6 tRNA genes are annotated in these 1022 nt (G+C 44.9%); all 6 read left to right on the plus strand.

Going from position 1 to position 1022, the window contains the following annotated elements:
• Positions 1–47: 47 nt before the first annotated feature.
• Positions 48–130: transfer RNA gene (locus tag ABMB67_RS23400), tRNA-Leu, on the plus strand.
• An 11-nt stretch (positions 131–141) separates the two neighbouring features.
• Positions 142–216, plus strand: a tRNA-Gly gene (locus ABMB67_RS23405).
• 10 nt (positions 217–226) lie between these two features.
• Positions 227–312, plus strand: a tRNA-Leu gene (locus ABMB67_RS23410).
• 12 nt (positions 313–324) lie between these two features.
• Positions 325–401, plus strand: a tRNA-Arg gene (locus ABMB67_RS23415).
• Positions 402–419: 18 nt separating this feature from the next.
• Positions 420–496 (plus strand) — tRNA-Pro (locus ABMB67_RS23420).
• A gap of 6 nt (positions 497–502) precedes the next feature.
• Positions 503–578 (plus strand) — tRNA-Ala (locus ABMB67_RS23425).
• Positions 579–1022 lie beyond the last annotated feature (444 nt).

Consider the following 1022-nt stretch of genomic DNA (forward strand, 5'->3'; position numbering starts at 1 on the left):
AGAGGGTCGAAGGTTCGAGTCCTTCATGGCTCACCATTTTGTAATATGCGGGTGTGGCGGAATTGGCAGACGCGCTAGACTTAGGATCTAGTGTCCTTGTGACGTGGGGGTTCAAGTCCCTTCACCCGCATTACATATGTTGCGGAAGTAGTTCAGTGGTAGAACACCACCTTGCCAAGGTGGGGGTCGCGGGTTCGAATCCCGTCTTCCGCTCCATAAGAGTCCTGCCGGGGTGGTGGAATTGGCAGACACACAGGACTTAAAATCCTGCGGTAGGTGACTACCGTGCCGGTTCAAGTCCGGCCCTCGGCACTTACGGTTTTTGCGCCCTTAGCTCAGCTGGATAGAGTGTTTGACTACGAATCAAAAGGTCGGGAGTTCGAATCTCTCAGGGCGCGCCATTATTTAATTTGACATAACGGGAAGTGGCTCAGCTTGGTAGAGCACCTGGTTTGGGACCAGGGGGTCGCAGGTTCAAATCCTGTCTTCCCGACCATAAAAAGGGGCCTTAGCTCAGCTGGGAGAGCGCCTGCCTTGCACGCAGGAGGTCAGCGGTTCGATCCCGCTAGGCTCCACCATAAAAACTTACTATAATTTTGATAATGAAAGTTCTTAGCCTAAAAAGGTTAAGAACTTTTTTGGACTCGGGAGCGAGGGAGTCTGCGATTACTCTTTTTATCACTCCCGCTAAAATAAGAGGAGAAAATCTCTTCTCTCTCTTAAGTAGACGAAAAAAAACTCCATTAACTATTGTCATTCTCTGCGAAGCGTGTTATATTTATATATCTGGGCATGAGAATTATTTTATGCCTATCTACATTTTTTTATCTGGCTTGCTGTTAATATAAAAACTTTTAAAAAAGTTATTGCATAGAAACTCAAGCTATGTTAAGATAATAATCGTCGCTGATGAGAGTCGACAATAAAAACGAGTTCTTTGAAAACTGAACAAAAGCCAAGCGAAAAAAAGAGAAGAATTGTTACTTTGCTAACAAGGAATCTCGTCAATAATGTTTTAAAAC

It is taken from the genome of Halalkalibacter oceani, assembly GCF_040544555.1.
GTDB lineage: Bacteria > Bacillota > Bacilli > Bacillales > Bacillaceae_D > Halalkalibacter > Halalkalibacter oceani.